The 1,420-nt window shown below is 72.7% G+C and carries 2 protein-coding genes; both read left to right on the top strand.

The features are described 5' to 3' along the window. Positions 1–978: hypothetical protein (locus BST12_RS33095; protein ID WP_211281397.1), on the top strand; the 978-nt coding region annotated here is incomplete at its 5' end. 191 nt (positions 979–1,169) lie between these two features. Then, positions 1,170–1,420 (top strand): PE family protein (locus tag BST12_RS28925; RefSeq protein ID WP_139802055.1); only part of this gene is annotated, 251 nt, incomplete at its 3' end.

Here is a 1,420-nt window from a genome sequence, read left to right as displayed (position 1 = left end):
GGGCAAGGATCAGCTTTCGGCGCTTACACGGGCGGCAACGGGGGCAACGGCGGCAACGGCGGCAACGGCAGCGCCGCCGGCGGCGACGGCGGCGCCGGCGGGATCGCGGGCGCCGGCACCGGCGCGTACGGCAACGGCGGCAACGGCGGCAACGGCGGCAACGGCGCCAACACCGGCGGCAATGGCGGAAACGGTGGCGACGGCACCTTCCTGTCCAGCCCCAGCCACGGTGGCGGCAACGGCGGCAACGGCGGCAACGGCGGTACCGGCACCGGAGCCAGCGGTGTAGGCGGCAATGGCGGCAACGGCGGCGTCGGCGCCGATCGCTGGAATACGGGCTCAACCACAACTGCCGCCCCCAGCGGCGCCACCGGCGGCGACGGCGGCAATGGCGGCGCAGGCACCAGCGCGGGCGGCAAGGGCGGCACCGGCGGCAACGGCGGCGCGGGCAGTAGCGCCTTTGACCCCAAGGCCAACGGCAGTAGCGCTACCCCTGTCACTGGCGGTAACGGCGGCAACGGCGGCCATGGCGGCCACGGCGGCGCCAGCAGCCAGGGCACCGGCGGGGCCGGCGGCAGTGGTGGCAACGCCGGCACTGGCGGCGCCGGACTAACCAACGGCAGCTCGGGTGGCACCGGCGGGACCGGCGGCACGGGCGGCGACGGCGGCACCGGCGGTACCGTCGGCGGCGCCGGCGGAACCGGTGGCACCGGCGGCACCGGCGGCAACACGACCACCTCCCCGGTGCTCCAGGGCAATGGCGGGGACGGTGGGTCCGGCGGCGACGGCGGCAGCGGCGGCGACGGCGGCACTACGGGCGGCGCCGGCGCGTCAGGCGGCACGGGCGGCACCGGCGGCGACGGCACCGGTGGGACCGGTAAGACCGGCAAGACCGGCACCGCCGCGACACCCATCTTGGGGACAGCGGGCGGCGGCGGCGGGTCCGGAGGTAGCGGCGGCCTCGGTGGACCGGCATAGTCGCGTTAGCCGCTGACTTTTTACCGCCCAACGAGGTCGCAGCACCAGCCTCGTGAAGACAACGTGCACACCGCCCGGCGGACACATTGACTCAACTCGCCGTAAAACTCTCGTTTTCCCTCATGTGGCATGGGACACAATTACGCTCTTGTTTCTCGTGATGCCGCAGTGAGTCAAAAAGGGAGATGGCCATGTCGTTCTTAATCGCCGAGCCGGATGTCGTGGCGGCGGCGGCCGGGAGTTTGGCGAACGTTCGGTCGGCGCTGAGTGACGCCGCCGCAGCCGCAGCCACACCCACGACCGGGCTGGTGGCGGCGGCCGGCGATGAAGTGTCGGCGGCTATCTCACAACTGTTCGGCGCGTATGGCCAGCAGTTCCAAGCGCTCAACGCCGAGGCCAACGCATTTCATGCGGAGTTCGTGCGCTTACTGAATGGCGGCGC

It is taken from the genome of Mycobacterium angelicum (assembly GCF_002086155.1).
In the GTDB taxonomy this organism is placed as follows: domain Bacteria; phylum Actinomycetota; class Actinomycetes; order Mycobacteriales; family Mycobacteriaceae; genus Mycobacterium; species Mycobacterium angelicum.
The sequence above is the reverse complement of the archived record's forward strand: the minus strand, read 5'-3'. Positions and strand labels throughout refer to the sequence as shown.